Origin of the sequence: Gluconobacter sp. OJA (assembly GCF_039638325.1) — a bacterium.
Classification (GTDB): domain Bacteria; phylum Pseudomonadota; class Alphaproteobacteria; order Acetobacterales; family Acetobacteraceae; genus Gluconobacter; species Gluconobacter cerinus.
This window is the reverse complement of record NZ_JBDIWI010000003.1, coordinates 75,486-99,475: the sequence shown is the minus strand read 5'-3', so window position 1 is coordinate 99,475 and position 23,990 is coordinate 75,486. Positions and strand designations below refer to the sequence as shown.

The following is a 23,990-nucleotide window of genomic DNA, read 5'->3' as shown; positions in this document are numbered from 1 at the left end:
AATGGCGCGCCCTCCAGGGCGCGGGCCGCGTGCGGCCGGACCATTGTGGCGGCCGGACGGCCTGTGCTGTTCCTCTCTCTCTCTTTCTTTATCGTTGGTAAGATTGAGGACGAGAGAAGACCGTGAGATGGTGGCCCCGCTAACGCAGGGAACGGGTCTTTCAAACCTATCTTGGACCGGAATTAGAAAGGTTCATCCCCGTCGAGGCAGGGAACGGCGGTCTTACAAACCTATCAGAGACTAGGATTATAACGGTTCATCCCTGCTTGCGCAGGGAATATCAAAAATCATCTCCCAGCGACATTCTCTCGTCAAGAATTCTTTTTTCGCGCTGCTCATCAGCCCAAGCTGAAATCAAATCCCGGAGAATCTCAATCGTAATTATACTCCCGCGCGCCTGTGTTCTAGGCCTCTCTTCACGAAAGCGATTAGCCCTTCCAAATTCACGGACGGCGTTATTCGAGAGAGAGTATCCTCGATCAGCAAGAAGAGACTTTACATCTGCGTGCGACAAACCTGCGCCCGAGCAGAACGCAACATAGGTTCGCCTCAGCTCGTCTGAATTTTCTGGCATTACTGAAGCAGTCCATTGTGCAAATCAGGCAAAAGTCCTGAAGTATCCCGAGTGTGAATATCACCCCAGTGCGTTTTTGGTTCAGCGATAAAATCCCGTGTCGCCTGGACCGGACAATGGCGCGCCCACCAGGGCGCGGGCCACGTGGGGCCGGACCATTGTGGCGGCCGGATGGCCTGTGCTGTTCCTTTCTGTCTCTATTTCGGCTCGTCTCTGTTCTTTCCACGCGATCTGCCAGTCTCGACCTTGAGAGCAAAAAGTTCCCAGAAGGCCGGGTGCATCGTGCGATCACCGCTCTCCCATCGCTTCCACGTCAATGGCGTGACGTGAACGAGAGAAGCCGCGCTCACCTGCGTCAGACCGGCATAAAGGCGGGCCTGCCTGATCGTCTGAGGGGCAATACCCTCGACGTCAGACCTCATCTGGAATCAGCCATGCCCGCTTGGAGTGACCAGCCCGCTCCAGTCCGGCCTTTGTCCGGTTGAGGCTCGCGGTCAGCGTGGCGTCGGCCCGTCCCTTCGGTGAAAGATCGTAATCTTCGGGATACTCGCCGATTTTATCGAGGCTTGCTGCGTCTATTTCACAGCGTCCGTCAGGAAAGATCCAGACACCGGACAAAATGCGGCTTCCCCGGAAGTCCTGCAACTCGATCCGATCGGAATAATGCGGGATGTCATCCCGCATCGCGACTTCTCCCGTTACTTCATGACGCAGCGAGTGCTCGGTCGCAATTTCGAACCCATCGCCCACCTTGATGCTGCCGACATTACGCGTCTCACCCGTGGAGAAATGCCACCCTGACAGAGCCAGTCTGTCCACCTCGGTCTTGCTGACCGCACGAATGGCCTTTTCAAGATCGTCTGCTGTAGGAGCAACCTTCAAAAAGGCCGCAACCTCTTTGGCGACGACGGCGTCTTCGAGAGAAATGTAGCCCTGAGATGGAGCACCTAGGAGCAGAACCCGCCCTTCCTCGTCCCGCTGAACGCCCTCTGTCACGCGTTTGATCGCCTCGACGGTCGCGCGACGCTGCACCTCTGCTTCGAGCTGACGCATCCGGTAGGTGTCGAATTTAGGCATCGCATTGTCCTCGCTCGTGATGCCACTACCTTAGTATCCATTGGATACTAAATTCAATCGAAATAAAGCTGTATTTCTTTTTTTATTTACTCGGACAACCGGTGACTGTCCCGTTTTGCTCGGAGCACTCTTAATGACTTAACGGTTACATCCTGATGGTACTCTGCGGTATTACGCCTGCATAAACTCAGCAGGGATTCTTCATTGCTTCAGGTCGGAGAACAACGACACCTGCGAAGGGGCCCCCTCAACCGTCCTGTTGATCACACGGCGCCTGACGACCACCAAGTGCAGCATCTGCCTGAAGATAAAGGGCCTCAACCACACACAGCCCCTCTTCTCTCCGGTTTTCTGCAAAGAGCCGGTCTGCGACGTCGGCCAGAAGCTTCATGGGGGAAGTCCCAGATGGGGCGGCATGGGCTGCGGGTGAAAGCGGGAGAGGCATCATGACAGAGTGTTCCGAAAGCTGAGGGTACGGGATGTAAGGGGGGACTGGCCGGGCACGGGCTGGTACCCCTGAACGGGCTGCGCAACGGTGCGACGAATGGCGAGCAGATCATCAAAAAAGGTAAGCGCCTGCAGCACCAGGTCAGGATCAAACGCACCACCCGCCTGCTCCTGAAGAAAGGCTTTCACCTGACGGGGCGGCCATCCTGTTTTATAGGCCCGGGCGGAGAGCAGGGCGTCGATCACATCGGCCAGGCCGATGATGCGGGCGGCCAGGGGAATGACCTGCCCCTTCATGCCGAACGGATAGCCGTCACCGTCATAGCGTTCGTGGTGCAGAAGTACGGCCTCATGAACGAGGGTCGGAATATCGGCTGACAGATGAAACAGCGCTCCGAGGCCGAGCGACGGATGCTGTCGCATCACCAGCATCTGACGGTCGTTGAACAGACCCGGATGCTTCAGGAGGCTGTCGGGCAGGAGCAGTTTGCCCGCATCGTGCAGTCGGCCTGCCAGTTCAAGAGAGCTGGACGAGAGGCCAGTTTTCGCCAGATGGCCGAGTAGGCCAGCGAGGCGCCCGACCCTCTGGCCATGCCCGTCATCCCCCTGGGCAATCTGCGCCAGAAGAGAAGCAAGAGGCGGGCCCTGCCGCCGATAGGACGCAGGCAGTTTCACCACTTCTTTCAGGAGTGTCTGCAGTTCAGGCATCTTTCCTCTACCGGTTGTGTAAGTTCACTCTAGGCGCGGCCAATGTGAGTCCGGTCATCCCGGATGGATCAGGCTGCGGGCGAGGCCGCCAAGGGTCAGAGCCACGCAGGTGACGAGGAGCTTGATCCCGGCCGCGCGGCGTGGCCCACGTCCGGACAGGATCCCGGCCGTCCTTTCGGCGAGTTTCACAAGACCAAGGGTGGCGCAGGCCAGAAGCGTCCACTGCCAGAGCGACAGCGTGACGACCGGATGGCCCAGTCCGGACAGATGCCAGCCCCCCTGCCCTGCAAACTGGTCCAGCCCGAGAAATCCATCCGCCGCGTTCGTCAGAAGAAATAGACTGACCCCAGCCAGACATCTGGCACCGCAGACCCGACGCTGTACCGTCCCGACAGCGCGAGCCGGTCCTAGGGTAGAGATGTAACGAACACTGGTGACGCACGTTGGGGTCCAGTCCGTAAACAACGGTGCGGGCACGATCAGAACCCATCCGGCAAAAGTCTGGAGAGAGAAAGCAGGCAGAGCACCAGACCAAGACTGGCAAAGACCACTCCGCGCCTCCGCTCCAGCCCGTAGTCGCGTCCATCCTCACCGATCTCGGGAACACCCGGTCCCATCATGGTTGCAAGACAGCCACCGAACATAAAAACGGGTCCCATGACCGCGCCAAGCCGGGGAACCACAAAGGCAAACAGAAGCAGGCCCACACTTGGCCAACAGACCAGAATCTCTCCTGCGGCTTCGGCGATGCGGCGGCGAGGTGGGGCATCTTGCATCAGGTCACATTCCCAGGGCACGGCGGTAGATCTGCAAAAGGGTTTCCTGAGCCTCGACCTCTGCGGGCTCCTGCTTGCGCAGCCGGATAATCGTGCGGATGACCTTGACGTCGAACCCGGCCGACTTGGCTTCGGCAAAGATGTCCTTGATGTCACCACTCAGCGCCTTGCGCTCTTCTTCCAGGCGCTCGACCCTCTCGATGATGGACCGCAGCCGGTCGGCGGCGATGCCGCCAGCGATGACACCCTGATCGTCCTGAGCGTCGTCAGGAAAAGAAACGCGTTGCAACATGGGTCAACCTTTCAGGGATCGGGGGAGAGGCAGATGGGTGAGAGGGGGCGGGGCAGATCGCGATGCCCGTCTGCCAGGGCTTCAAGCCAACGGGACTCTCTCACTGGAAGATGCCCGTGACTTGAGATCAGACGGCGAGGGGCTGTGCGATGCTCCCCCAGGCGCTCGGCCAGCACGCGCTCGGACCAGCCGATCGTGAGCAGGGCACTGGTCATCGCGTAACCATTCAGCGGAGGTCGGTTGCCGACGGGAGGCACAGCCCGGGCCAGAGGGTGGCTCAGTCGACGATGCAATATCCCAAGGGCCGCAAGCCACCTGAGGAAGTCCGGATCAGGGATGCTATGCCCCGATTGCCAGCGCAGGATCCGGTCCTTTGAAAAGCCGGATCGGCGGGACGCCTGACGCACGCCCCAGCCGATAACGGAGAGCTCGCCTGCGATGGACAGCGCCGCGCGCCTGTGCCCTGGACGAACAGACCGTGAATCCACATGTCCTGCCCTCGGTTGCCCACAGTGCTGTCCACTGGTTTGGGGGATAACCCGCAAACGCAACGCCTCAGCCATGCCGGGCGATATCAGTAAAGGTCCGGTCCTGTGCACCCTGGCGAATGTGTTTGGCCATATGGGGCGAGACAATCCGGTAACGGTTGGGTCGGCGCGGATCCAGTCTCTCCTCGATCAGCCCCGCCCGCTCCAGGGCCGAAAGGGAATCCCGCACCTCACCGACGGAGAGGCCGAGCCATGTCGCGATTTCGCTGGCGGTTTCATGTTCGGTCAGGGACGCAAAGACCAGATCCTCGATCGGCGAGGTCTTCACGGTTCGTGTTGCCGGCATCCAGGGCACCCGGGCATAAACACTGTGACCCAGGGCGGCGATTTCGCCAGCCTGGGCGAGCGTCGTTAAAGCCATGGGCAGGGCCCCGGCCTGCTCGGGCGTCAGGTTCGCGCGGAGTTCAAGGACATTATACGGCCCCCGGTTGAGGCAGGTCCGAACGTGCTGGAGCACGGACTGATAGACCTCACGCTGCGTTTCGGCCTTGAGCTTGCGGAAGATCCGCGCCTTGGGTTGATGACCGCCAAATTTCACTGTGATGCCCCGTCGTCTGTGACCGTAGGGACATTCTGCCGGAGACTGTTGTGAGTGCAGTCACGCGACGTCACCATTGGCCTGCCGCCTTCATGCAGTCATAGGCGTTCCGGAGATTGAACAGACCGACAGCCACCCAGACCGGAACGAAGACGAGGACATGCCAACGCGGCATGAAGGCGTTCGTCTTCCACAGGCGCATGACGTCCATCACAAGAACGGAGATGGCCAGGGAGAAAAGGATCGCCTGCGCAAGCATGGTCCAGACCATTTGGACATCCAGCGGAAAGAGGAACCAGCCGAACCCGAGGAGCATGGTCGCCGAGAGAACCATGCTGCCAAGCATCCAGGGGGAAGACAGTGGGAGAGAGAGGGTTGGTTTGGGCAGATCTGGCTGCCCAAGAGAAAGAGAGTGCTCGGTCATACCGCGCAGTATGACGAAGGCGTTTGTGAGTGCGGTTCAGGCAGTCTATTTTGGGAGGGGCCACTAGGCGCAGGTCAGGATGCAGTCAACAGCACTCCAACCGATCCAGCTTCCATGGCTTGTATGTCACAACCGAATGACAGGGCTCCCTGTCCTATCGATCCTTATGTCTTTCTGAGCGTAGCATGGGAATCAACAGGCCAAAGACGATACCCACGGATACTCCGAGAAGCATGTTTCCAGCTAAAAGGCCAAACGCAGCCCCCAAAGAAATTCCCATTGCCAAAGCGGCGAGATCATCACGCGACTTCTTCATGAAATAGAACTCCGAGACATAACGTCCTGTGAGGTCCACAGGCCGAGATGACACCATATGCGCCCATCTATCCAATCGCACGCGGGAGCGGAGGCAACAGGTCGGTTTTCGCCCTCATCTCGGTCATACAACCTCCCATGTGTCATGTCTCGAAGCAGACAGTCCGCAATCACTACTGAACTGATGCGGTTTCCTACTTTCCGAGCGCATTCTCCGCCGGGCTGCATACAAGGTGCTCGTCGACAGTTTCTTGCCAGGAATGATGTGCACTTTTGGGAACACAGTTTTCGCTTTCGCTGCCGTCTTTAATTATTCGCCGATCAGCGACCAGAAACCCAGCTTGCGTTTATGTTGCGTTTTCAAGCGGATCATAAAGGCTTCGTGGTTTTCCAGGTCCTCTGTCGGTGCCAACATGGGCGCAAGCAGCCGACAGGAGGCGAGATCCTTCGCAGCATAGGGATAATAGCGCGACAGTGCCTTATCCAGCACAGCCTCAACTAACAGGCGGTAAAGAATTGTGGCCTCTATTGGATACGCTTCCGACAAACGATCCGCCGCCGGACGGAGTGTCTCATAATCACGTCCGTCCAGTTCTGTCTTATGCTCTCGCACGAGACGTGCGGCGGCGTCGAGTGCTGGCCATTCCAGCAGAGTAGAGAGGGCCGCACCTCTGTTTGGAAAATTGCAGATATAGTTTAGTGCCTGCTCTTCTACATCAATCGCATCGTAATCGCTGAGATAACGCAGATATGCCTGGCAATGTGGCAGGCTCAGACGGTCGTGAAAGACTTTCCAGCGCAAGGACTGCGCCGTATCGCGGTCGTCCAAAGTTTCACACGCTTCGATCCGCAAATCGTCGTTTTCCCTGTAAAACCGGGAGGGCTCGTCCGTCTCCCGATTGAGCCATTCAAGGGCCTCCTGCGGCCGGTTCTTGTCCAGCAGGCGGCGCGCGACATCGCCGATATAAGCGGTCTGGCGGTCACTCAGTCTAACCGCCTCAATATAGGCATCAACGTCACCGATTGCGTCGGCCAGATTTTTCAGATGGCCGAGGGTCTGCATACGCTCGATGTCAGCACGGTAATCGCCTTTCCCTCTGGAGACGGGGAGCTCTTGAAATCGTTGGATGAGTGTGTCCCTGAGCATGGTCGCGCCAGTTGTACCCAATGCCTCACCGCTTGATGCAAGCAGACGATCACATGTGCCATAATCATCCGCGTCGAGCAGTGTGAGCAAATCCCTGATCGTAACAGCAGGGTCCCGGTCTTCCTGTCGTCCCCACAGGTTACCAAGGTCAGAAGCCGCTTCACGAAACACTTCTGACAGATAACCGGAACTGTCATCAGAGCGCTCATAGACGGAGGGCGCAATGTCCACGAGAAGACGCATGCTGGAAATGGCCTGCCCGACATCCGTTTTCGCGACATCATCAAGAATGGTCCGCCGGAGGGTGTCGAGTTCAGTGGCGAGCGGCCTGACCCCGTCCCAGGGCAGGAAACCACGGGAACGCTGAACCGTTCGCAGCCTCTTATCGATCTCTTTGCCGAGCCTGTCTTTCGCATGGACTGCAGTCAGCGCCATACGCAGTTTCCGGGTCAGCACGGCATCCTGTTCCGACAGCTCGACCAGAAGGTCTGCAAGCCTATCCACACCAAGGGCTTTCAGATTTTCTTTTGTAACGGTCGTGCCTGCTTTTGCGGAAGCGGCGGGTTTGCGGCGTATAGGTTTTGCGGGAGAAGCTGTTGCCATGAGCGCAGATTATGACAGCGATAGAACACACGCAATCACAGAGAGTGTCCATTTGTCAGTCGTTTGATGTCTGGTTACGCCTCCAACTCAGACGTGAGAGATCGTGTTGCTTATGTCTGCTATGCGGACGCTGTTCAGAACTCCGTAATTTCCGCAAAGAGGCGCGATGCGACCAAGCGGGTTGGTCTCAGTCACGGAGACCGCGCCTGTCTGGCGCTAGCCAAAAAAATGGGTCTCCCCGCGGTCACTGCCGATCGGGCATGGGCTGAAATTGCGGACGCAATCGGAGTTGAGGTGGTTCTCATTCGCTAGTCGTACGCAGTGTAAACCCTATGCAGGTTTTCTGTTACACGGATACTTGCCCCCCAGGAGGAGCCGCTTGAAATAAGCGGACCTTCCGGTTTCGCCTTCATGTCGGACGTTAATCGACCGCATCGCCTTTCTAATAGCGGACGCTAACCGTAGCTAACTCTTCAATCTTCCTCGACATTCTCATGGGCCGTTATTTACCGTAACCCACATCAACAGCCTATACTTCCTCTATAACATCCAAGAAAATAGCGAAAATATTGACGATTTGAACAATTTATGCTTAGGAGCCGAAACGCAATCGAATAAAGAGAAATTTATTATATGCTTGGTAAACGCGGAAACCTTCAAGAATTACTTACAAAAATATTTGATTTCGGTTTTTTTGCTATCGAAAAGGGAACTGTAATAAGTGCTATTGGATATGCTGCCAATCAAGTGGATACAATTGCATTTCATATATTTTATAATTTTTTGCAGATGTTTTTCTGTGCCGGACTATATCTGCGGATGAGGCAAACTTTCTTTGATAAGGTAGATAAGGCACAAAAGGACGCAAGTAGTATTGAGAAGAGTGCGGCACTGATTCCACAATCATATAGAATTCTAGGAATTGGTTGCATTTTAATAGTATTCGTTTTTAATTATTTTACTAGCGCTATGTCTATGAAGACTGCACATTGATTTCTGTTGTATTTTTATATGCTTTTCCGCTACTGGCTGTCTGTTCAAGGAGTATGAAGCAGATAAACGGCAGTGCCTCTTTGCAGACATTTATTTTTTGCTTTTGCCGTCTGCAAAGCGGACGAAGAGGACGCCTCAAATCTTGCCATCCCGTTCTTTGGCTACAAATTCCTCGACGTCTCCATCGACCGAAAGTTTCGGCTGCCCCCCAATCAACGCACCAGAATTCTAAAATTACGCACTAACCAAATCGACCAACAAATATTCGGTTCCTTCAACTCATGCCTCATCGCTAATTTCAAAAGAGATGAGGGTTAAAGGCTACTGCAGCAATTCTGGGAGTTGATAGAGCAGGCGACGGATCGATGGCCAACCAGCTACCACGAACACCTCAAGCGTGTCGACCAAGGCCGTTCGGCGTTGCGGGTCGTCAAAAATTTCCTTGTGATCAGCTAGGAAGCGCCCAACTAACTTCACCATTAGGTCGGACGCCAGATGCTCGAATTGATAGCCGTTCTGCTGTCCGCCCTGGAGCACTGCGGCGGCTATCAAATCGAAGACGTCGGCCGGAGCAGCCTCGAGAAGATTTTCAAGAAGCTGGATCAGATTGTAGACCGTATGTGGCCCGCCATGCTGGCCGATCTGGCGTAGGATCGGTGCGGTCTCATGCAGGAAGATGGCCCCGCTACCCGGCGTCAAGAGGGTCAGAGGAGCGCTCCCCTGCCTGAAGGCGCCAGAGCTAAAATAGAGCTGCTGGCAGGCCGCATCAATAATATGCATCGCCTGGTGAGCACGAGCAATTTCTGCCTCACCCGGCTCGGTTAATGTTCTGTAATGGTCCAGCACAACATCTGCCTGTGAAACTGCTTGACCAAGCAGAGCGACTGCCAGTGTTCGCTGTTGCTCTAAATCCGGCTTATCTTCGGGCCGGAGTCCTATCGTGAAAGCGTTCCGTAGCCACTGGATACTGTGGTATACCTCCTCAGGATTGTCGGCAGCGTTCCTGAACCAAGCGCGGACTTGCACAGCTGCGTCCTCAAGGTCGAAACGGAACCATAGCTGTAGCAACCACTCTACCAAATGACGTCGAATTTTCTTATTGCGCTGGTCGCTCGCAGGAAATTGCTCGACCATGGGGAGGACGAGGTCGGCCACCTCGCGCTCCGCGCCATGCCAGACGAGACGTCCTAGAGTTCGAGAAATGAAGGTGTCGAGTACGCTTCGGTTCGCTTCCGTCTGGACAATCCGATCGGCACGCTGCCAGAAGCCGTCCCGATCGATATCCCAGATGCGGACAAGATGCTCCGCCGCATTCATCCGAACAGCTGGGTGGGGGTCGGTCAGCATGCGGTCGATGAGGGGTTCGAGCTTCGGATAGATTTCCGGCCATTTGAGGCAGAGATCGAGCGCGGCAGTGGCCGCTTCAAGTCGGGCCGAAGGGGAGCCCCAGTGCGGAGACTCTTCGAACTCTATCTCAGTATCTTCGTCGACTTCAGGGTTGCCGAGGCGGCTCGCGTCCTCGATCCACTCGACGAGCTGCACGACCATGTTCTGCCCGGTGTTGGGGCCGATGTGTTCGCTTGCGACCAGCTTGTGAACCCCTTGGGCGAAAGACCCTTCGGCCTGATGCAACAAGCCCCGATCAGGAATGGCTTCGTCGTTGAGAAGTTTGCGCAACTTGCCCAAGGCACTTAGGGCAGTTTCAAGATCTTCTATTGGCTCGCTGTCTCTAGCTCCAAGGCGCAGCTTTTCACGAACGAGGTCGAGATCGACAATTGCCTTACGAATGGCCGGGTCTGCCCTCGCTTCCTGGTTCAGCCAACGATAATCGTCACTCGATTCAACCCAGCCTGACGTGATGCTATACAAGCGATTGTTGGGAGCATCATTCTCAGGCGCAGCGGCCACAACCGCCCTCGCTTCGTCGGTCGACAAGTGTTTCGCTCCGATGGTACCGAATAGTCGGCGCAGGAAGCTTTCTTTGGCTAGCTCAGGGCGAACGTACTCGTCGAAAGGGTGAGCAAGCAGGTCGGTCTCCAGCGCGCGACGTTTCTCTTCCGGCAACTGATCATATTGAGCTGCTAGGAGGTCGATGGCGTCCTTGCATGTGTCGAGGGCGAGTAGAAACTCGGGGCTGGCCGCATAGGGGCGAAGACGCTGCGCCAAGATGCCGCCACGCTCGGCAGCGGCCATGAATAACCTGGACCACAGAACCCCCAGCCTACAGAGCAGCACGGCATGGTTTACCGCCGCGAGAACCGCTGATTCTTCACCGGTTTTGAGCCAGGTCACGAACTGGGAAAGGAGTTCGTCAGCATCTTCCGCGTATTTCGGGTGCGGGTCGTGGGCCCAGATATGGCTATGATCCGGCTGCAGATGGACAGTGGTGCCGCCCACTGTGAAGCTTAGTTCTTCCAGATGTTCCGAAAGTGGATGCGCTCTGGCGACGTAGCCTTCGATCGCCTTTATAAGCGCTTCCGTTGCCTCGACCGGCAACGCGGACAGGAAGTGCTGAAAATATTCCTTCAGCGACCAGCGCGCCATCTCAAAGTCTTGTTTGGCGTTGGAGGTCAGGTTTAGAATTCGACTGCCGCTAATCGAAGTCTGTCGGTTTTCAGTAACTTGCCCTCCGAAGGCACTTTGGTAAACCTCGACTGCAAACTTTGGAGAGGCGGGGGCGATCTGTTCAATCTTCCGGGCAAGAGCTGGCATTTCCTGAGGGGCAAAGCGGTCGAAGCGATCCTTTGAGAGCACTCGGCGCAGCAAAGCGACCGACGCATTCACATCAGTCGTGATTGTATCGGACACGAAGCCAAGCGCCGGTGTGGCGAGTATTTCAGAATCGTCCAAGGTGAAGCCATAGGTCAGCAGCGCGCGAACTGCGGAACCAAGTTTGGCGCGCAAGGTGGCATCCTGCACGCGCTGGACGAGCATGAAGCCCATCATCCGAAGAACCCCGATGATCGGCTGCGGCCGTGTCGATAGTGCAAGTTCTAGGTGGACCCATGGTGCCAGCGGCAGGCTCGGCTCGTCCTCTAGCCGCACTGCCATAGCGCCGACAACGTGAGGGAAAGCGGCGACTGCATTGGGGGAGCCGCCGTTGATTTTCGCCGCGAAAGCATCCACGTCGGCGGACTCGACCGGGAGTTCGGCGGCCATGCGAGCGGCAATACTGCGGATGATAGGATCGCAGTTTGGCGCGCTCAGCAGGTTGCCTACCGCAGTCCAGAATCGGCGATGATCGGAATCCTCCACCCAGAGCGCTTGCAGTAGAAAACCCATCGCCGGGGCAAGTACCAGTCCTAGACCTTTCGCCTTAGGAAAGGTCGCGCTGCCGCTGGCGACGCCGTCAGGATCGAGAAACACCCGGCTGGTGACGTAGTCGAAAAGGAGATGGTGGCGGAAATATACCGACCGTTCCGCGTTGGTAAGGACGAGAACGCCTTCACCCGTGAGCGTATCGAGGATCGCAGGATTGGCAGCAGCGACCTTCAGCCGTTGAGCGCGCAGCGAGCCGGCAGCTATCATGTCTTCCACTACGGTGCGTAGGCAGACTTCCGCGGCCACTCCGTGGGGACTGACGCGCTTGTCCCAATAGAGGTTTAGCAGCGCGGTTTGGGAATCGATTCCCGTGAAATCCCGGCTGACGGAGCCGGTCGCGACCAGATTGGCCAAGAGCTGCGTGTTAAACGGCACCATGGCCAACTCACGAAGCTTTGCGCTGCAGTGTACAAGAATTTCGGCAAGGCGCGGGGTACGACTTAGGAGCTCAGCGAATTCGTCATCGGACCAAGGTGGAATCTGGATGTGCCGCACGTTGGCAAAACCCTCCCCCTGCAGTTCCTTCTCAGGCGGTATGCCTTTGAACAGAGATCGGAAGTTCTGGCCGAGCCGCAAATCAAAAATCCGGATGGACGCCACCACCGTCCAGCGACCTTTAAGCTCGATGACCGACTCGATCAGGCGCTTGAATGCCGCTTCGCCGGACTGGCCACGACTGGCATCGAGCGCATCGATTAGGAGAAAGGCCATGTCCGGGCCGTCCCAGGAGTCCAATACCGCAGGGAGATCATGGTCAAGCCCGAGCGCCCGCGATATTCCTTCAAGTGACTCGACCGAAAAGCGGTCTACTGCCAATTGCACCACGTCGCGTCCCCGCGACCTGAGCGCCCGGCCAACAGCATTGATCACCGCGCTCTTCCCGGCGCCTGGCTCGCCGATTAGGAGCAGGTGTCCCCCGAGCGCCGCCGCGTTGACAGCCGACTGACAGTGACGCGTGATGCCAACCAGATCACCGTCCCCTGCTTCAACAACCTCCAGCGCAGCCAGCGTCTGCTCCGTCCGAAGGGAGTAATTGGTCAGGGTATCGATATCTTTGCGAAAGTCTGACCTGGCAGCGAGGCACGCGCCGCGCGCCATGAGATCGGCACGGAGGGTCGCTAACGTCCTTCCGCCGCGCGCGCTCATCAGATCACCAGCAATCCGCTCTAATAGATTAAAGACAGATTGGGCGTCGGCTTGTGTCGTCAGCACTGGGTTTAAGGCGGCGGCCCAAGCCCCCCGGTCCGAGCCCTCTGGATCAATGGTGTAAACATAAGTCAGGTGGGAGATAGCATTTAGGATTTCGTCGGTGAGAGGTTCGGTGGTTTCAGTCGCAGTCCACGCTTGTCGGACACAAGCGTCGAACTGGCTAAGCGCTTTGGTTTCGGCAGCGGTCAGCACTGGAGGACCTGGTTGCCGCCGTGCCTCAAGCCCTTTAGCTAGGTTGTAGCGTACAGTTGCTGGAGACGAGGGGCCGACGACGATTAAAAGGCGGTCTTTCATTGGGTCGAGTGGGCGATTCCACTCAAGATCACCTGCCCCCTCCCGGCAGAGACGCCATTGGCGAACGATCTGATCAACCGTCTTGCCGAACTCGCTGCTTAGGCTGTCGGACAGGGACAACGTATTCTTGGCCTGCCCGCAAATTATCCCGCCGACGGAAGTCGTTGCAAATGCATCGTCTAACGGAGCTTCGGTTTCCATGCGAAACTCAGTGATCTTTGCGCTCCCGAGCTGAAGACGGAGATCAACAGGAGTTTCTGTGATGAGCCAAAGACCAAAGACCGCGCCGAGACTTTGCTGAAAGTTGACCCCAGAAGCAGTCGCATTTCCACCGCCCGTTGCAAGAGTACGGGGAGCCTTCTGCTTGGGCTTTGCGGAGTTGGAGTTCGACATAGCCGTCAAATGTATCGCGAGATCGGCTGTACTGAAACAGCTAAGACTGAACTGTGGCGGGATTGACTAAAACGTCTGCTTCTGATTGTTCGTGTCGGATACCGGTCAGACCGTTCTCCCCCCAGTGCTGCCGCCGCACATGAGTGGTCAGAACCCCATCGCCTCTCTCTGAGCCTGCCGATTGAAAGCCGTTCCCCGTTGGAACGCGGGACGGCGCCTGAGATTGCGCCCCCAGCCGTCCCGCCGCGCCTGGAGCGGGATCTCGTCGATGAAGCAGCTCGGGTTGGCCTGCTCGCCCCGACGAAACTCGCACCAGGATACGCTCACGCGCTGGCGGCCGCGGGTGAGTGCGACGTAAGCCAGTCGGCGTTCTTCAGCCGGATCAATGTTCGTGCGTGACGGAAACAGCGTATCTTCCCAGCCGATCAGAAAGACATGCCCGAACTCCAGTCCCTTTGAGCCATGGATGGTCATCAGCTTGACCCGACCGACACTGTCATCGTCGCGGCTTTCCGAACCAAGGGCCGCATGGTCAAACAGCTCCTCTACCGAGCTGAACTCGTTGGCGAGCGACAGAAGCTCGTGCAGGTTTTCCAGCGCCGTGCGTCCATCCTCCCCGGCCGCCTGGTGCATCGCGAGATACCCGCTGTCTTCGACCAGAGCCCTCAGACGCTCTCCCAGACTGGGCTCGTCACTACGGGCACCTTTCAGAATCACGTCCAGAAAGCCGCGCAGCTTGTCAGCAGCCTTGCCAGTGCGTCCCTGCACCGTGCGCTCCGCCGCCTCGTACAGCGAGATCGCCTCCTCATCCGCGACCTGCTCGAATGTCGCCATGGCCTTGGCCCCGATCCCCCGGGCGGGCTGATTGACGATCCGGCGGAAGGCCTCGTCTGACTGCCGCTCATACGGAAAACATGTCAGACGCAGGAAAGCCAGCGCGTCCTTGACCACGCCGCGCTGCCAGAAGGCCGTGTCATTGACCAGCTCGTAAGGGATCCTTGCGCGCAGCAGAGACTCTTCCAGCAGCCGGGAGAGATGGTTGAAGCGATAGAGCACCGCCATGTCCTCGTAAGGTACGCCTTCCAGGGCACGACGTCCGATCTCGGCGGCAATTCCAGAGGCCTCGTCCTGACTGCCGGTGTGCCGCAGAATATCCACTGGCTCTCCATCTCCGGACGCGGTATACAGTGTTTTCTCCAGCCGGTTGGTGTCGTGAGAAATGACTGCGTTGGCCGCTGACAGGATGTGACCGGTCGAGCGGAAGTTCTGCTCCAGGGCAATCATGCGTCCGGTCGGAAACTCCTTGAGAAAGCTTCGGATAATCCGGACATTGGCCCCACGCCAGCCGTTTATGTGGAATACAATTTTTCAATAAAAAATGTGTTCTGCAATCGATTTTTCCGATGAACAGATGTCGACTAACGGCTGAAATCGATCAAATGAGAACTTCTCGCTCCCTAACTACGACGCCATCAATTTCCGCCCATTCGGACGGCGTGACTACCATTGCTGAAAGCGGCATATGGAACCGTTCTTCAAAATCTACCGCAAGACGATCGCGCCAATCCCGGATTGCGTGCCATCCCTTCTCACCAGCACCTTCTTTCGTCACCAAGACGATATCGATGTCGCGGGCCACTGCCTTGGGATCAATAGCAGAGCCAAAGAGGAAAGCTGTCTGGAGATTTGCCGTCGCTCCAGCCATGGCAGCTCGCAACCAGACGGTCACCGCGTGAATATGACACCTTTACGCTTCATGTAGCCAAAAAGGCCGGCGAAGGGGATAATGCTGATGCCTTGGGTTTTCGCATGCTCTTTGCCCTCAATTGTCACTCCACACCACATCGAGCTATAAGCCACGATGGTTGCACCCAACCTGGCAGCCTTTTCAACAACATCCGCGCTGACCCGATATTCATCTGAATCTGGAGAATAGATCCGCTCTTCCCGCCCAGTAGGCAGAAAGACGGTCAAGATCGGATCGCCGCTATCAGTACGTGCATTGCTTTTTTGGGCAAGTTCCTGCTGTAGCCAATTCGTACTCAAATCTGTTCTCCAGTAAGTTTATGGTAGATTTTGAGAGCAGCCAAGCGTTGGGCGACGACGTGACCGCGGATGTCTTCTGGGAACGTAAATCCTGTATATAGATCGGTTTCGACCCTCTGAAACGCCTCATACATTGCAACGTGAACAAGCAAGCGGTGATACGATTCAAGAGAATCTGTCTCTATTAGCAGATGTGTTTTTGTTCGCAAAATCATCTCAATATCGATATTATTTGAAAGTATCTTCTTTTTGGTCTGTCCCCATACTAGTCCTGCAGCATTTCGAGGAATTTCTTCTTGAGGGAAACTGAGAGGTCCTGTGTTTTGAAAAATTTCTTTGTTAATATCCAAAAGAGCTAGCAATGGATTGTAGAAATCGTTCAAGGCAGCCGCGTAACGTTCAATTTTACGTTGACGCAATAAGGCGTTGAAAGATCGGGACGATTGGAGATAGACCACGATAACTGTGACGGTATTGGTGACGATCAAGGTGAGTGTGGCTCCAGCCACCGGCCATATACCCTGTTCGTACCAAGCTTTATTCTCCTTCGGAGCAAGGCTCAGACCATCGTTTGCTTGGATGGTGATGACATGAGCTGGTCTGGCCTCATTAGCAATGGCATCAAAAGACGCAATTACTGAAAAGATAGCAAACGCAACAGACACGATTAACCGTGAGCGCGGAAGTATGGTAAGGCAGTGTGCGATCATACAGCTTAAATAGAGCATCTCTTAAGCTCACGCTGTATTTTTCTAACACATGGATGAGCGGGCCGGAAAATCTGATCTAGGAAGAGTTTAGCTTTGATCAGACCGTTCGGAACGAATTATCAGGACTGGATACTCGTCAGAGGAAATGCGAACGACTGCCTCTTGGCCGCAAGCTGCCGCTGATTGTATCCGACAGCTTTGCCATGTCCATCACTCGAAAAGCATCCCCCAGTATCCCAACAACCAACTTGCTCATCCACCGCAAAAAATTATCCGTCGAAGCTATTAGGCATGTCGCCATAAAAGAAATTATGTTCGCCGATAGCGAATATTCCTTGACTATCGAATTAGACGCTGACATACAGTTCCCACGCACTTGGGAAATAGGCAACATCCCACTGAACTCTGGGTGAGTAATCACCTGCGGGATTAACTTTTGGTTGATCCTCACACTTGTCAGCAGCGTGAAGGAGCCCGCGAGGGACCCTTCACAGCATCGATAAGGCGCGTCCTTGTGGTTGGACGCGAAGGGTTGGGGGGATGCTTCTTCTCTCGTTGTACTCCTGCTGGTGGAGCTGGCCCTAATTCCGGGGCGAGCGTGTAGGAGGACTACCTATGGGAAATATTCCCTCACTAAGTGCTGAGAAGAAGCGTACGAAGACTAGCCGACGGAGGACATTCATTAAGAATGCTCTGCTGAAGCCGACGACTTGGAAAGCCGCAGCGGCTGCATTGGATTTTATCCTTAAAGCAGTACGTGTGGGCACGAAGATCTGGGACATGTTTACGTAATCCCCCTTCAACTCTCCCAACAAAGGTTGCGGAGGCAGATATGTACGACAGAGCCTTAAAGACTATCAGGCAATATCATCGGCTTTCACAGTCTGATCTTGCCGAACAGATTAATATATCTCGGTCTTATTTGAACGAGATTGAGCGCAACAAAAAAGAACCAAGTTTAGAGGTTCTCAAGAGATATGCTGAGCGGTTCGAGGTACCTTTATCGTCCCTCATGCTGTTTGCAGAACAAGGGGCGGGTACGACCTTCGACAAGGCACGTGTCTTTGTCGCTGATAAAGTGTTGAAGATGCTGGAATGGGTAGCTGAGGGAGAAAATGGTGAGCAAGAGAAAGCGAGCAAGACAACCGTGCATACCGATTAATCGCTGTCATTTGTACGGCCTCCAGTCACCTCATGCATTGGCAAAGCGACTGGGTTGGGAGTTGAATAAACTCACTAGTCTGGCTGCTGACGGCGGTTATCGCGTTTATAAGCTTAGGGACTCAGATCGTGAAATTCAGGAGCCGAATGCTGCGTTGCAAAGCCTTCACCGGCAATTACACCGGTATCTAGCTCGGGTCGAGGTTCCAGACTACCTTCATTCTGCGGTTAAAGGACGGTCCTATCTCTCCAATGCTCGCGCTCATATCGGCGATGGCCAACTTCTAAAGATCGATATTGCGAAATTCTACCAATCCGTTCCTCAGTACAAAGTCATGCACTTCTTTCGAGACGTAATGCGCTGCGCATCGGATGTGGCGGGCTTGCTCGCCAATCTAATCTGTCACCGCGGGGTCCTCGCGACAGGCAGCGCGGTCAGCCCGATCATCTCCTACTACACGTACAAGTCTCTATTCGATGATCTGGCAGCGGTTGCAACGGGGCATGGCCTCGTCATGACATGCTATGTAGACGACATCACCATGTCCGGTTCCGGCGCCTCTCGCGCTATTCTCCACGAAGCACGATCAATAATTTTTAAGGCAGGATTACGCCCGCACAAGGATCGATCGTTCACGGGCAACAGCGCGAAGATCGTAACGGGAGTGGTGGTAGGCCGGGATGGAATCGCTCTGCCCTTCTCACGTTGGCAAAAGATCCGCCAAGCAATACGAGAGATTACAGCTTGTGAAGACGACAAAAAGAAACTTCAGCTCTACCCAAAGCTGGTTTCGCGTCTTTATGAGGCAGCGCAAGTCGATCCTCAATGCCGTTCACGAGCCGAATTTTATCATAGCCAATGGCGAAAATTAAACCGTCAAAACCGAATACCACAGGTTAAAATTATTGCCGGAAAACAGGCTGCCTAGGATAAGGACCCATTGATGCCATAAGCCACTCGCCCAGCTTCGACCACCGTTGCCGACCACCCGCATTTCGTACAGCGATCGCCAAGGCCCTCTTCTGCCCCACCAGAACGACAAGCTTTCGCCCCCGCGTGACGCCCGTATACAGCAGGTTCCGCGCCAGCATGGCGTAATGCTGAGTAACGATCGGGATTACGACAACCGGATATTCCGAGCCCTGGCTCTTGTGGATCGTGGTCGCATAAGCCAGCACCAACTCGTCCAGTTCACCAAACCCATAGATAACCTCTCGGCCATCGAAGGAAACTGTCAGCTCGCTCTCGTCGTGATCGATTTTAACAACAACCCCAAGATCCCCGTTGAAAACGTCTCGGTCATAATCGTTCGCGATCTGCATCACCTTATCGCCCGGACCGTAAGTCCAGCCAAACCGCTCGACCTTTACGTCGCCCGGAGGGTTCAACGCCTTCTGTAGCTCTATGTTGAGAGACCGAGCTCCAAGGCCGCCACGGTTCATAGGGCACAGCACCTGTACGTCGCGCACCGGATCAACCCCGAATGCTGCAGGAAGGCGGTTTTTCACCACCGTGAGCAGTTTCCGTAACCCGATCTCCGGGTCGACCGCTTCGACAAAATAGAAGTCCGCCCCTTTTGTTGAGTTCAACTCCGGCATCCGGCCTTCATTGATCTGATGGGCGTTGGTGATGATCCGGCTATGCGCGGCCTGACGAAACACCTCGGTCAACTGCACGACCGGGATGGCACCAGACCGAATGATATCTGCCAGAACCTGACCTGGGCCGACCGACGGCAACTGATCGACGTCGCCCACGATCAGCAATGCAGCACTATCAGGGAGTGCCCGCAGCAAAGAGCGCATCAGCAACACATCCACCATACTGGCTTCGTCCATCACCAAGAGATCGCAAGTTAACGGGTTTGTCTCGTCCCTTTTGAAGCAACCCGTGGCGGGATCCGTCTCCAGGAGCCGGTGAATTGTCTTGCCCTCCAACCCGGTACTCTCCGACAGACGTTTGGCCGCCCGTCCCGTTGGCGCGCAGAGCTGCACCTCGATCCCTTTGGCGGTAACGATTTTCAGAATACTATTGACCAGCGTTGTCTTTCCGACACCAGGACCACCGGTGATCACCAGCACCTTGCTGCGGAGAGCGAGGCTCACCGCCTCACGCTGGCTTGGCGCCAGGGCCAACCGTGTCTGCTGTTCCACCCAGTCGATCGCCTTGTCCGCTATAATCTCCGGCCAGGGCGGAAGACCAATCGCGCAGGCTTTCATGCACTCGGCGATGGTCTGCTCGGCGCGATACAGGCCCATCAGGAAAATGCAGCGCTCTTCTTCCACACTGTCTGCAACGACGTTACCAGCGGCCAGCTCCAGTGTAAGGGCCGTCTCGATCAATGGAACCGCAATCTCCAGCAACGTTGCGGTATTTGTCATCAGTTCCTCCACCGGCAACCCGCAATGGCCATCGTCCAGCGCTTCACCGAGTGCATAGGATATTCCGGCTCGCGCCCGGATCATTGCCGTGGGTTCAATGCCCATTTTGCGCGCGATCTGGTCGGCGGTTTTAAATCCGATACCACGAATATCCCGTGCCAACCGGTATGGGTTTTCGCTAATCAGTTTGACCGCCTCTTGCCCGTAGGTTTTGAAGATACGCACTGCCCGCGAAGTCCCGACACCGTTGCTGTGCAGGAACAGCATAATCTCCCGGATTATTTTTTGGTCGCTCCAACCAGACACGATCCTTTCAGCACGCTTCGGGCCGATGCCCGTCACGTCCCGAAGCCTGTCTGGTTCCTGCTCGATCAGGTCAAATACTGCCTCGCCGAACGCCTTAACCAGTTTTTTCGCGTAAACCGGACCGATCCCTCGGATCATGCCCGAGCCGAGATAACGCTCAATACCCTCAATCGTAGTCGGTGGACTGGCCTTGAGGAACTCTGACCTGAATTGTAGCCCGTGGGTGTGATCGTTGAACCAATGCCCGGTCATCTGCACGAACTCACCGGCTGCAATCATCGCTGCGTGTCCGACCACTGTGACCAGGTCACGTTGTCCTCGAACCTTGACCCTCAGGACACAAAAGCCATTCTCGGCATTATGGAAGGTCACCCGTTCCACAAGCCCAGCAAGCGTTTCTGTTTGGGATTGGTCTCCAGCCACGTCGCGGGTTACTTTGATTTTGAAACTGGAGACGAAACCAACGCCCCACTCGTCGCCGAGATCTCGCCAGGGGTTCGACCATCCGGCGTCGGCTTATCCCGAAGTTTGTTTAACATTCCTTCCAACGCTTCAACGTCTCCGGATACGGCATCCCGTTCTTCCGGACTTAACCAAACTTCTTCCAGCAAGCGATTGGCGGCTTGCTGAGCGGCCAAAACAACCCCTTTGGCGCTTGGTTTTGGGATATTAAAATAACAGCGTGCACAGGCCATGCGATGCGGACAGGTACTCCAGAACGCATTGCTACAGTAAGAGTCACCCAAATCGTAGTACTTCCAGGGCGCCCCGTCTTTCGTTGCACCTGCCGCAATAACCTCCTGATCAATAACAATTTCGATCATCCGTGCCGCCTGATCCGCCTTGGCAAACGCGCTGGCTAATTGCGTAGGCTTTGACCGAACATAGCTCATGGTCGATTGAACGGACGTATGGCCACACCATTTTGCCAGATCGAATATTGTCATGCCTTGTGGAACACTCGCCAGCATAGACACAGCGGAGGCCCGTCCACGGTGACTTGTAATGCGGCCTTTACTGTCCTCAAGCGGAATACCAGCCTTTTTGCACAAAAGCGGAATAACCGTCTGATTTAAAACTTCCTTCGCAATCGGTCTGTTTCGAAGTTGAAAAAGAAAATGCACATGTTCACCGGTTCGGCGATCAAGATGCTTATGGGGAGATGCACGTTTTTTCATCCAGGCTGCAATGTATTTATGAACCGTGTGACTGACCGGCTTGGTGTACGCAACCGACGTTTTACCTTCCGGAACATCAAGCCAGCAGACCTGACCTGCCGGAACGACGTTGCCAGACTGATCGATCACATCTTCTGATTGCTCGCGCGTGCAACCGACCCGAAGTCGGGCGATCTCATTGCTCCGGAGGCCTGCATGTGTCCACACCACGGCGATGGCCTGCAACAGAGCGAATGGATAGAAACAGTCAGGAGAAAGATCATCTGGTTCAATGTTGAGACTGGCCCAGGTCAGTTTCAACCAAGCTGCATCATCTATGGTTCTGGGGTTTACCCCAAGATATTTCGCAATATTCCTCGGTGTCGCGAGATGATAGCGCGGATTACATCTGAGCCGCGCCCATTCCCAACTCTGAATATCAGATAAAAACCGACGCATTACCTGATAGTAAGCGACTTTCGTCGGCGCCTGCAGAGGCTGGCCAGCGGTTGGGATAAGCCGATAATCAAAGGTCGATCCGCCCCAACCGCCGACGTGTAACTTGTCGACGGCGGCGAGATAGTCAGCGCATACCGATACCGTCCATTGTTCTGGCCCCGTAACTTCGGGGTGCTCCCGACTCAGCCAGATCCCGATACGGGTCAGTGTGTTATAGACCGCTCGCCTCGATCCTTCCCGCAGAGTTGTTGTTTCCAGCCAGCGTCGGCACCATGTCATCCATTCGGGATTGATATTGTCAGTTTCAGTTCCGTGACGGGGTGGATATGCCCGAAAATGGATAACTTTTGATGTCAGCCCCATCGCCGCCAAACCGTTTGACAAAATTCCAATCCGGTTGGCGACGTGATTTCCCGCGTAACACTCGCGTGTATATTCCAATATCTCTCTGTTGAAACTTTCAAGTTTTGGGTTCTCGCCTTGCAGCGCAACTGCCGCAAATATTGATGGTACCAGCGGCCGCACGGTCTGACAGACAAAGCCGACACGGGTCAGGGCCGAGAACAGTCGCTCACATTCTGTATCAACGATCTCCGCCCCAAAAACCAAGCGGGCGACAACAGCCGTCGCAACATTCCGTTGGATTTTGTACAGGCTTCGAAAACCACAAAGAAGATAAGCTACCGCAATGATCTGCGGTACAATTCCAGTTTTTTTCAGAACAGGGCTGTTATTGATAATCTCAACCCAGAGATCTTCACTCCAGCCCCAATACGGTGCTTCCTGACGTGCGACTTCCAGGAGTAAATACTTCAGGGCACGGTGACTGTTAGCGCGGTCAAGGTTACTGCGATACAGGACGTCCGTCAGAGGCTTGCGAAGACGTGGCGCCTGCCGTCTCGTAATAATAAGATGTTCTTCTTTCCAACGTCGGACAAGTTTTAACTCGTCTTCCGATAAGGTCACCCGTCTATCGTAGTCTTCGAGATTAATGTGGAATTTGTATTCGGATGGGACGTGAGGAACGTGAAATTCTGCCACTTTTCTATCCTCCGAAGACCCTGTTACCAAGCTTCATATCCATCTGTTCGACTGAGTTTGCGATCTTGCGAAGCAGATCTTCACCGGAAAGATGGATATAGAGTGTCGTGCTTTGAACATTGCGATGCCCGGCATAGGTCGCAATATCATGTAGACGCCAGCCAGCACGGGCCAGATGCGTCAATCTCAGGTGACGCAATGTGTGCGTACTGAACAATGGCATATCAGCCTGGAGAGCAAGACGTCTGACAGTTTTGCTCCATGACCACTTCGTAATAGGCTGCCGAAAGTTCCGATCTGACTCAGATAGAAACAGGGCCGCTGAATGGGTCGCCGCGTTGCGCCTCTGATGCAGATATACCGCCAACACAGGACAGAGCGCCGCTGAATAACAAACCACACGCGGGCGGGCGCTTTTACTTGTTTCAGCCCGAATGGTGAGCAGACGTCTTGCAGGGTCGATATCCGAGACGCGCAAATTTACTAATTCTTCTCGGCGCAATGCACCGTAATACGCCAGCGCAAACATGAGACGGTTTCTCACCGTTTCCTGTGCGACCACTTCTTGCAAGCGTCCCCATTCTGGATCGGACGGCAAATGGGGCAACAGCTTGGAACGACGTACCAAACCATATCGAAATCCGACATGTTCAGAGAATGGACCCCGTCCTGCAACAGCCTGCCCGCGCGGCACTGGGTTTCGATGAATGATCCCTTCAAAAACCAGATGGTCATACCACAGGCGAACGGCGGACAAACGCTGATGCAGCGTAGCATTGCTTACTGGCGGGCGAACGGAAAGAAGGGGAACCGCCTCCCCACGCAGATACCGTACGAATAGAGAGACCTGAGCCAAAGTCGCGGCCTCAGCCGGTATGCCTACTGCTGTGCAAAAAGACAGATACTGATCCAGACCTCTGGCGTAGGCATCAATGGTCGCGGGTGAGCGCCCGAGATTATCGAGTAGCGAGAGCCACAAGCATCCTTGCTGGTTCTCGGAAACCTGCGGATAACGTGACCAGTCTGGAACGGGCATGACACACCCTTTCTTTCTGCTACGGCATCACTC

23 protein-coding genes are annotated in these 23,990 nt (G+C 55.4%); 4 read left to right on the top strand and 19 right to left on the bottom strand.

Translation table 11 applies throughout. The features are described from left to right. Positions 1–771 precede the first annotated feature (771 nt). From ABDK75_RS14485 to ABDK75_RS14435, 11 genes are all read right to left on the bottom strand, one after another. On the bottom strand, positions 772–996 hold the full coding sequence (locus tag ABDK75_RS14485) for a helix-turn-helix domain-containing protein (protein ID WP_346006258.1): 225 nt from the start codon (positions 994–996) through the stop codon (positions 772–774). Further along, positions 986–1,651 (bottom strand): hypothetical protein, encoded by a 666-nt coding sequence (locus ABDK75_RS14480; RefSeq protein WP_346006257.1) that lies wholly within the window; start codon positions 1,649–1,651, stop codon positions 986–988. The genes ABDK75_RS14485 and ABDK75_RS14480 overlap by 11 nt, the downstream gene beginning before the upstream one ends. A gap of 247 nt (positions 1,652–1,898) precedes the next feature. Further along, positions 1,899–2,099, bottom strand: coding sequence for a hypothetical protein (locus ABDK75_RS14475; RefSeq protein ID WP_346006256.1), 201 nt, complete (start codon positions 2,097–2,099; stop codon positions 1,899–1,901). Next, positions 2,096–2,806 (bottom strand): HD domain-containing phosphohydrolase, encoded by a 711-nt coding sequence (locus tag ABDK75_RS14470; protein WP_346006255.1) that lies wholly within the window; start codon positions 2,804–2,806, stop codon positions 2,096–2,098. Before ABDK75_RS14470 ends, ABDK75_RS14475 begins: the two co-directional genes overlap by 4 nt. 54 nt (positions 2,807–2,860) lie before the next feature. Then, positions 2,861–3,283 (bottom strand): hypothetical protein, encoded by a 423-nt coding sequence (locus tag ABDK75_RS14465; RefSeq protein ID WP_202208533.1) that lies wholly within the window; start codon positions 3,281–3,283, stop codon positions 2,861–2,863. 2 nt (positions 3,284–3,285) lie between these two features. Beyond that, the gene (locus ABDK75_RS14460) at positions 3,286–3,582 is read right to left on the bottom strand and encodes a hypothetical protein (protein WP_346006254.1); all 297 of its coding nucleotides are present in this window, start codon (positions 3,580–3,582) and stop codon (positions 3,286–3,288) included. Positions 3,583–3,586: 4 nt separating this feature from the next. Beyond that, complete coding sequence (locus ABDK75_RS14455) at positions 3,587–3,874, bottom strand: DUF2312 domain-containing protein (RefSeq protein ID WP_148621333.1); 288 nt, start codon at positions 3,872–3,874, stop codon at positions 3,587–3,589. A gap of 11 nt (positions 3,875–3,885) precedes the next feature. Then, positions 3,886–4,362, bottom strand: a complete 477-nt coding sequence (locus tag ABDK75_RS14450) for a transcriptional regulator (RefSeq protein ID WP_346006253.1) — start codon at positions 4,360–4,362, stop codon at positions 3,886–3,888. A 67-nt stretch (positions 4,363–4,429) separates the two neighbouring features. Then, entirely contained in the window at positions 4,430–4,960 is a 531-nt protein-coding gene (locus tag ABDK75_RS14445; protein ID WP_202208538.1) for a hypothetical protein, read from the bottom strand. A 70-nt stretch (positions 4,961–5,030) separates the two neighbouring features. Next, a complete protein-coding gene (locus ABDK75_RS14440) occupies positions 5,031–5,384 on the bottom strand; it encodes a hypothetical protein (RefSeq protein ID WP_346006252.1) in 354 nt (117 codons plus the stop codon). 625 nt (positions 5,385–6,009) lie between these two features. Then, positions 6,010–7,449 carry a DUF6880 family protein gene (locus ABDK75_RS14435; RefSeq protein ID WP_346006251.1) on the bottom strand — a complete coding sequence of 480 codons (1,440 nt, stop codon included), beginning with the start codon at positions 7,447–7,449 and terminating at the stop codon, positions 6,010–6,012. A gap of 66 nt (positions 7,450–7,515) precedes the next feature. Here ABDK75_RS14435 and ABDK75_RS14430 point away from each other — a divergent pair, with 66 nt between their 5' ends. Next, positions 7,516–7,761, top strand: coding sequence for a hypothetical protein (locus ABDK75_RS14430; RefSeq protein WP_346006250.1), 246 nt, complete (start codon positions 7,516–7,518; stop codon positions 7,759–7,761). A gap of 321 nt (positions 7,762–8,082) precedes the next feature. Next, on the top strand, positions 8,083–8,442 hold the full coding sequence (locus tag ABDK75_RS14425; RefSeq protein ID WP_346006249.1) for a hypothetical protein: 360 nt from the start codon (positions 8,083–8,085) through the stop codon (positions 8,440–8,442). 321 nt (positions 8,443–8,763) lie between these two features. On the opposite strand, the gene ABDK75_RS14420 is transcribed toward ABDK75_RS14425, so the two are convergent. From ABDK75_RS14420 to ABDK75_RS14400, 5 genes are all read right to left on the bottom strand, one after another. Further along, positions 8,764–13,467 carry a hypothetical protein gene (locus tag ABDK75_RS14420; RefSeq protein ID WP_346006248.1) on the bottom strand — a complete coding sequence of 1,568 codons (4,704 nt, stop codon included), beginning with the start codon at positions 13,465–13,467 and terminating at the stop codon, positions 8,764–8,766. 339 nt (positions 13,468–13,806) lie between these two features. Further along, a complete protein-coding gene (locus ABDK75_RS14415; protein WP_346006247.1) occupies positions 13,807–14,943 on the bottom strand; it encodes a 3'-5' exonuclease in 1,137 nt (378 codons plus the stop codon). A gap of 151 nt (positions 14,944–15,094) precedes the next feature. Beyond that, positions 15,095–15,364 (bottom strand): hypothetical protein, encoded by a 270-nt coding sequence (locus tag ABDK75_RS14410; RefSeq protein WP_156474452.1) that lies wholly within the window; start codon positions 15,362–15,364, stop codon positions 15,095–15,097. A 20-nt stretch (positions 15,365–15,384) separates the two neighbouring features. Then, positions 15,385–15,705 carry a hypothetical protein gene (locus ABDK75_RS14405; protein WP_062106468.1) on the bottom strand — a complete coding sequence of 107 codons (321 nt, stop codon included), beginning with the start codon at positions 15,703–15,705 and terminating at the stop codon, positions 15,385–15,387. Then, a complete protein-coding gene (locus ABDK75_RS14400) occupies positions 15,702–16,370 on the bottom strand; it encodes a hypothetical protein (RefSeq protein WP_156474451.1) in 669 nt (222 codons plus the stop codon). The genes ABDK75_RS14405 and ABDK75_RS14400 overlap by 4 nt, the downstream gene beginning before the upstream one ends. An 877-nt stretch (positions 16,371–17,247) precedes the next feature. Here ABDK75_RS14400 and ABDK75_RS14395 point away from each other — a divergent pair. Both ABDK75_RS14395 and ABDK75_RS14390 read left to right on the top strand, forming a co-directional pair. After that, positions 17,248–17,577, top strand: a complete 330-nt coding sequence (locus ABDK75_RS14395; RefSeq protein ID WP_062106463.1) for a helix-turn-helix domain-containing protein — start codon at positions 17,248–17,250, stop codon at positions 17,575–17,577. 61 nt (positions 17,578–17,638) lie between these two features. Beyond that, positions 17,639–18,505 carry a reverse transcriptase family protein gene (locus ABDK75_RS14390; RefSeq protein ID WP_197460347.1) on the top strand — a complete coding sequence of 289 codons (867 nt, stop codon included), beginning with the start codon at positions 17,639–17,641 and terminating at the stop codon, positions 18,503–18,505. Here the strand turns inward: ABDK75_RS14390 and ABDK75_RS14385 are convergent. The 3 genes from ABDK75_RS14385 to ABDK75_RS14375 are packed head-to-tail and all read right to left on the bottom strand — an operon-like array spanning position 18,480 to position 23,957. Further along, positions 18,480–20,687 carry an ATP-dependent RecD-like DNA helicase gene (locus ABDK75_RS14385; protein ID WP_062106459.1) on the bottom strand — a complete coding sequence of 736 codons (2,208 nt, stop codon included), beginning with the start codon at positions 20,685–20,687 and terminating at the stop codon, positions 18,480–18,482. The two genes, ABDK75_RS14390 and ABDK75_RS14385, sit on opposite strands and share 26 nt — an antisense overlap. An 8-nt stretch (positions 20,688–20,695) precedes the next feature. Further along, on the bottom strand, positions 20,696–22,951 hold the full coding sequence (locus ABDK75_RS14380; RefSeq protein WP_346006246.1) for a site-specific integrase: 2,256 nt from the start codon (positions 22,949–22,951) through the stop codon (positions 20,696–20,698). Further along, the gene (locus ABDK75_RS14375; protein ID WP_062106457.1) at positions 22,926–23,957 is read right to left on the bottom strand and encodes a tyrosine-type recombinase/integrase; all 1,032 of its coding nucleotides are present in this window, start codon (positions 23,955–23,957) and stop codon (positions 22,926–22,928) included. The genes ABDK75_RS14380 and ABDK75_RS14375 overlap by 26 nt, the downstream gene beginning before the upstream one ends. Positions 23,958–23,990: the final 33 nt, after the last annotated feature.